Origin of the sequence: Arthrobacter sp. 35/47, from assembly GCF_000520475.1 — a bacterium.
Classification (GTDB): domain Bacteria; phylum Actinomycetota; class Actinomycetes; order Actinomycetales; family Micrococcaceae; genus Arthrobacter_D; species Arthrobacter_D subterraneus.
Map to the genome: position 1 here is coordinate 44,265 of NZ_KI914620.1, position 6,939 is coordinate 51,203.

Annotated in this window: 5 protein-coding genes; 4 read left to right on the top strand and 1 reads right to left on the bottom strand. The window is 66.4% G+C overall.

The features are described 5' to 3' along the window. Nucleotides 1-1,559: ABC transporter transmembrane domain-containing protein (locus X803_RS20745; protein ID WP_035779531.1), on the bottom strand; the 1,559-nt coding region annotated here is incomplete at its 3' end. Nucleotides 1,560-1,689: 130 nt separating this feature from the next. Between X803_RS20745 and X803_RS0116345 the strand changes: the two genes are divergently transcribed. The 4 genes from X803_RS0116345 to X803_RS20750 form a co-directional block, all read left to right on the top strand. Beyond that, on the top strand, nt 1,690-2,490 hold the full coding sequence (locus X803_RS0116345) for an SURF1 family protein (RefSeq protein ID WP_026545968.1): 801 nt from the start codon (nt 1,690-1,692) through the stop codon (nt 2,488-2,490). Next, nucleotides 2,487-2,951, top strand: a complete 465-nt coding sequence (locus X803_RS0116350) for a DUF3817 domain-containing protein (protein ID WP_026545969.1) — start codon at nt 2,487-2,489, stop codon at nt 2,949-2,951. Before X803_RS0116345 ends, X803_RS0116350 begins: the two co-directional genes overlap by 4 nt. Nucleotides 2,952-2,997: 46 nt before the next feature. Then, on the top strand, nt 2,998-4,584 hold the full coding sequence (guaA, locus tag X803_RS0116355; RefSeq protein WP_026545970.1) for a glutamine-hydrolyzing GMP synthase: 1,587 nt from the start codon (nt 2,998-3,000) through the stop codon (nt 4,582-4,584). A 114-nt stretch (nt 4,585-4,698) separates the two neighbouring features. After that, on the top strand, nt 4,699-6,939 hold a 2,241-nt coding region (locus tag X803_RS20750), incomplete at its 3' end, for a DUF4011 domain-containing protein (RefSeq protein ID WP_035779533.1).

A 6,939-nucleotide genomic window follows, 5' to 3' on the forward strand; every position in this document is an offset into this window, starting at 1 on the left:
TCCGCCCGGCGGGCGCCGGCGAGCCGCCCCGCGATCCGGGCTTCAGTATGCGCGTCGACGGCACTCGTCGGTTCAATGAGAACCAGGGTTTCCGCCTGCGTCAGCAGCGCGCGGGCCAGTACCAGCCGCTGCCGTTGCCCGCCGGAAAAACCCCGCCCCCGCTCGGTCACCTCGGAATCGAGGCCCGCCTCGAGCCCGTCGAGGATATCCAGTGCGCTGGCAGCCTCGAGTGCCTCGAGGATTCGCCCGTCACTGGAGCGGCCATGAGGATCCAGCGAGCTCCGCAGGCAACCGGTGAACATCTGGGGATTCGCCTCACTCACGACAATCCGGCGCCGGACCTCATCGAGCGGAACCTCGTGCAGGGCGGCAGCACCCCACCGAACGACGGCGTCCCGCAGCACTGCGTCATCGAAGCGGCCCAGCCGGGTCGCGAGATCGGCGGAGACCGACGGATCGGCGGAGACCAGCGCGGTCAGTCCGCCCGGCTTCAGGCAGACACCGGTCAACGTATCCACAAGCGGCGCGGGGCGCGGCGGAGCGGAGGCAGTGGCGACATCGGAAACGCTTGCCTCCACGGACAGCACGTTGATGATCTTCCGTGCTCCGACCAGCGCCCTGATCGAGTGCGAAACGCCGTCGGCAGCGCTCCGGATGGGGGTCATCAGGAAAATGGAATAACCGAACAGGGCGACCAGCTGGCCGGGCTCGATGTCACCGTTCAGCACCAGCGTTGCGCCTACCCAGGTGAACACCACGCTGAACGCACCCGCGATGAAGACCTGCGACGCCTCCAGTGTTGCCAGCGAGCGGGCAACCCTGATGCCGGCGTCGCGTGTTTCAGCGGACCGCTCACGGTAGCGGTTGACGAAGATGTGCTCCCCGCCGATGCCGCGCAGAACGCGCAGTCCCGCGACCGTATCGGCACCCACCGCGGTCATTTTGCCGGATGCATCGCGCTGGTCGCGCTGCCGGGCCTGCAGCGGCCGGACCACGAACAGGAGCAGTGCACAGCACGCAGGAACACCTGCCAGCACGACGGCGGCGAGCGGAACCGAACTCAGGGCGATGAGCCCGCACACAACCAGCCAGGACACCAGCGCACCGGCGAGGCGGGCGCCGATGTAGAAAATCTCGCCGAGCCGCGTTGCATCGGACGCGGCCGTGGACACCACCTCGCCGGTGGAGAGCTTCTGCGGCAGCGCGTCTCCCGTGCGGGTGATGTGGTACCCCACCAGCCGGATCGACTTGAACGCTGCCTGCATCCAGTTGCTGATGGCCGCACGGTGCGCCAGCATTCCGGCGAACGCCTGCCCCACGGTGAGCGCAACCAGGATCCCGACCCACCAGAGCAGCGCCTCCTGGCTGCGGCCGATGATCCCCTCGTCAACGGCGCGCCCCAGCGCAAAAGGAACCACAGCCTGCGCCACCATGAGGAGCGTTTCAAGCACGACGGCGGCAGCCAGTGTGCCTTTCTGGCTGGAGGCCAGCCAGAGCAGGTAGCGGGAAGGCGACCGGAGGTCCGGAGGACCCGGGTCGGGGTAGGGGTACGAGCGCACGAAGACCAATCGTAGTCCTAAGTTCTCCGAAGTGATAGATGTTTCCCAATCAGTAATCCGGCCGTGATTTCCATCTCCTCCCCGTGGCCGTGATTCGTTCGCTTCACCCGGCACCAAGTACCGTTAAGACGTGTTGAAAACCGCGCTCAAGCCGCGATGGATCCTCTCACTGATCCTCGCCATGGCCATCGCCGCGCTTTTCGTTCTCCTGAGCCAGTGGCAGTTTTCCCGTTCGCAGGATTCAGCTCCGCCGCCTCCGAGCGCTACTGAGCAGGTCCGGCCCCTCACCGAAGTGTTTACACCGGGCGTTCCGATGACAGCAGGCATCGCGGACCAGATGGTCCGCATGGAAGGCCGTTTCCTGCCCGACACGACATTCCTCGTACAGACCCGGCTGCAGGGGGACAGGGAAGGCCTGTGGGTGGTATCGGCCTTTGAGGTCAACGGCGATCAGCCCGCCGTCCTGCCGGTGGTCCATGGGTGGGTGCCGGACGTTCAAGCGGGGTCAGGGGTACCGGAGCCGGCCGGCGCGGCCACGGTCGAAGGCAGGCTGCTCCCCACCGAAGCACCAGTGGTCCGGCAGCCGGTTGAGGGACAGATTCCCACGCTGTCGGTGGCGCACCTTATGAACCTGTGGGACGTGCCGTCCGCCTACTCCGGTTTTGTTGTGTCCGCCGAAACGGTCCTGGACGGTGCCGTCGTTGAACCTGAGCCGCCCCTTGAACCGGTACGGGTGGGCCCCCAGCCGCAGGAAACCCCCCTGAACTGGCTCAACATCTTCTATGCCGTGGAGTGGTTTGTCTTTGCCGGCTTCGCTTTCTTCCTCTGGTGGCGACTTGTGGCGGATGATCACCGGCGCACCCTGGAGGAGGAGCAGGACCGTCAGGACAGTCTCCTGAATGAACCGACAACCGACGAGGTAAGAACGTGACCGAACCAGCCCCCGCCAAGAGCACGGCCGGAAAGCGCCGCTTCGGAGGAACGCATGCGCAGATCCGTTCGGCGCTCAGCTTCTACAAGGTGCTCGCCTACGCAACCGGCGTGATGCTTCTGCTCGTCGTCGTCGAAATGGTGGCGAAGTACGGGTTCGGTGCGGAGATCATCGCGGGCGGGTCTGCGGGTGCGCTGGGACTCGTCCAGGAAGCCCAGGCGGACGCCGCCGGCGGATTCAACCTGTCCACAGCGGTTCTGATCGTCCACGGTTGGCTCTATGTGGTGTACCTGATCGCGGACTTCAGGCTCTGGCAGTTCATGCGCTGGCCGTTCTCCAAATTCGTGGTCATCGCGCTGGGCGGCGTTGTCCCGCTCCTCTCCTTCATCGTGGAGAAGCGCATCCACCGGCAGGTTGAAGAGGAACTGGCTGCCCACCCCGACGCAAAGACAAGGTACTGACTCCACAAATGTGCAGCCGCTGCCGCCCTGCCACTATTGTTGACGCGTGACTACCGCCGCTTCCGCCACTGAACACCCGCCGGTACTTGTCGTCGATTACGGCGCCCAGTATGCCCAGCTCATTGCCCGCCGGGTGAGGGAAGCGGACGTCTACTCCGAGATTGTCCCCCATACGCTCAGCACCCAGGAGCTGCTCGCGCGCAAGCCGGCGGCAATCATCCTCTCCGGCGGACCGTCCAGCGTTTATGCAGAGGGCGCTCCCCGCATCGATCCGGAGCTGTTCGATGCCGGTGTGCCCGTCCTTGGCATCTGCTACGGATTCCAGGCCATGGCGGACGCGCTCGGCGGCACGGTGGCAAAGACCGGCCTGCGGGAGTACGGCTCCACCGACGTCACCGTGTCCAACGGTGCACGGTCCATTCTCGAGGGAACTCCGGACCACCAGAATGCCTGGATGAGCCACGGCGACTCCGTGCAGGCAGCACCCGACGGATTCGAGGTCCTGGCGAGCACCGCGGGCGCACCGGTTGCTGCGTTCGCCCATGAGGGCAGGCAGCTATACGGTGTCCAGTGGCACCCCGAGGTCAAGCACTCGGCGCATGGCCAGCAGGTCCTGGAAAACTTCCTGTTCAAGGGTGCGCGGCTGCACCCAAACTGGACCACCGGCAACATCGTCGAGGAGCAGGTGGAGCGCATCCGGGAGCAGGTAGGGGACTCCCGGGTGATCTGCGGGCTGTCCGGCGGTGTGGACTCCGCCGTCGCCGCCGCTCTCGTCCAGCGTGCGGTCGGTGACCAGCTCACCTGCGTTTTTGTGGACCACGGGCTGCTCCGTGAAGGCGAGGCGGAACAGGTGGAGCGTGACTTCGTTGCCGCCACCGGCGTCAACCTGTACGTCGCCAATGAGCAGAAGCGGTTCCTCGAGGCTCTCGAGGGTGTCGAGGATCCCGAAACCAAGCGCAAGATCATCGGACGCGAGTTCATCCGCGCGTTCGAGGAAGCCGAGCGCGCCATCATCGCGGACGCCGAAGCGCACGGCGAGAAAATCCGCTTCCTCGTGCAGGGCACGCTGTACCCGGACGTGGTGGAATCCGGTGGCGGTGAGGGTGCGGCCAACATCAAGAGCCACCACAACGTCGGCGGCCTCCCCGAAGACCTGCAGTTTGAGCTCGTGGAACCGCTGCGGACGCTGTTCAAGGACGAGGTCCGGGCCGTCGGCGCCCAGCTCGGGCTGCCCGCGGAGATCGTCGGACGCCAGCCGTTCCCCGGCCCCGGCCTCGGAATCCGGATCGTCGGCTCCGTCAACGCCGAACGGCTGGAACTGCTCCGCAAGGCGGATGCCATCGCCCGCGCGGAACTCACCGCAGCCGGCCTCGACAACGAGGTCTGGCAGATGCCGGTGGTCCTGCTGGCCGATGTGCGCAGCGTCGGCGTCCAGGGCGACGGCCGTACCTACGGGCACCCCATCGTGCTCCGGCCGGTCTCCAGCGAAGATGCCATGACCGCCGACTGGTCGCGGCTGCCTTATGAGCTACTCGCCCGGATCTCCAACCGGATCACCAACGAGGTCGACGGCGTCAACCGCGTGGTACTGGACGTCACCAGCAAGCCGCCGGGCACCATCGAGTGGGAGTAGTACCGCTTCCGGGGTGAGTACCGGCAAAGGAAGCCGGGTCAGCCGCTGCGAAATTCGGCGCCGGCCCGCGTTGCTTGCAGCCGGTGGCGGGCAGCGTCGGCTAGCTTGTAAGACATGCCTATCTGGTCAAGATCAGGCCGCGAGGCCGTAGGGAAGAGGACAACCGTGCCAGTGCCGGACGCCGGGGACTCCGCTGAGGATTTCCTGATCCCGTGGCTGCGCAGGCTTGGTCCGCACGCGGGAACCGATACGCTCCTGCACTTCACGCCGTCGCGCTCCAACAGCATCGACCTTACGCACGCCCATCCGTCCGGTCTGGCGCAGCTTCTGGCAGGCCGGCGAACGCGCCTGTCCACCCTGCTGCGCGACCCTGACCAGTACTCGGCTGCCATGAAGGCCGCGCGGCTGCTCCGTGCAAAGGTCTATGAACTCGCCACAGAACGCGGGATCGACGTCGGCTATCTCGCTGCCGGCACCGCCTCCTGGCGCACCATGGACGACGCCGGCCGGACGGACTCGCTGACCGCGCCGGTACTGCTCACTTCCGTTGCCCTGACGGTGCACGGGTCGCAGGACGACTACGAACTCCAGCTCACAGACAAGGCACGGCTCAACCCTGCGCTGGTCCGCACCCTGCACAAGGACCACGGCATTGATTTCGATCCCGAGGCCGTTGCCCGCCTCGCCTACAGCACCGCCCGCTTCGATCCACACCCGGTGCTGGACCGCCTCCGCGCCCTGACCGACAACGTCCGCGGCATGACGGTTGAACACCACATCCTCGTGTCCACCTTCGCGGACCTCGCCGACGTCGGCGCGGACTCGGCGGTCCGGCCGGAACACCCACTGCTCGCTGCCCTGATGGACGCCGCCCGTGAAGGTATCGACTCTCCGTCGGGCGCAGAAGCGCCGTCGCGGGACACCCCGCTCGATGACCGGGACCCCTCCACGGAATTCCTCATTCTCGACGCTGATCCCCGGCAGCAGAAGGTGCTCGACGCCGTGGCTGCCGGCGGTTCCGTGGTGGTGTCCGCCCCTCCCGGGACCGGCCAGACCCAGACAGCCCTGAACGCCGCGGCAGCGCTCGCCGAGCAGGGCAAGAGCGTCCTGGTGGTTGCCGAGCGCCGGGGAACCCTGAACCAGTTCGTGCAGGAACTGGACGCGCTCAATCTCGGCTCACTGGTACTGCAGCTCAATGCGAACAGCAACCCGGCCCAGCTGAAGGACCAGCTGGTTCGTGCAATCGTCCGCAACGAGAAGGCTGTGCAGCCCAAGCTGACCTCGCTTCATGAGACGCTCGTTTCCCACCGGCACAAGCTGCTGGACCACGTGCGGTCGCTGCACAACGTGCGCTCACGCTGGGGGTGCTCGCCCTACCAGGCCATGCAGTCCCTTGCCGAGCTGACCTCGCTCAATCCGGCCCCCGCTACAACCGTCCGGCTCAAGCGCAGCGTCATGGACAGCATTCCGAACCGGACGGAGCTTACCGCGAGGCTCCGGCGCGCCGCCGAGCTGGGCGGGTTCAGCAGGGAAGCGACCCAGAGCCCCTGGTTCGGTGCGAAGCTCCGCAACCGCAAGGAAACCGAACAGGCGCACACTCTGGCAGTGGACCTCGCGCGGGACATCCCGCTGCTGCAGGAAAAGGTCCGTGCGGTTGCGGACCACTCGCACATCGAGCTTGGAACCACGTTCGAGGAGTGGGGCGGCCAGCTCGATCTGCTGGTCGCTGTGCGGGCCAGCCTCGACAAGTTCACCCCGGATATCTTCGACCGGCCCGTGACCGACCTGATCTCGGCGACGGCCTCTTCCTCCTGGCGCAGGGAGCGGACCATCGAAATGAGCTCGATGACCCGGTCGCGGCTGCGCAGGGTTGCCAAGGAGTATGTGCGGCCCGGCGTCCATATCTCGGACCTGCACCAGTCCCTCGTCGAGGTACAGGAACAGCGCGCCCTCTGGACGAAGTACGCCACCACCGAGCGGCACCCCTCGGTGCCGACGGGCCTGGCGGAGATCAACAGTTTCTATCGGACAATCGACTCCCGCCTGGCCGAGCTCACCTCCATCCTGGCCGGAACGCCGGAGAAGCCGAAGCTTGCCGCGATGCCGCTGGATGAGCTTGCCGACCGGCTCGCTGAACTCGCCCGCGACAAGCAAAGCCTTGCAACCCTCCCGGAACGCACCCTGCTGCTCGACGAGATGCGCGAGAACGGTCTGGGCGAACTGCTCGATGATCTCGCGGAGCGCGAAGTGGGCGCCCGCCAGGTCGGAGGAGAGCTCGAACTGGCCTGGTGGCAGTCCGCGCTGGAGGCCATGATCAGCGGGGACGATTACCTTGCCATGTCCGACGGCGCGAGC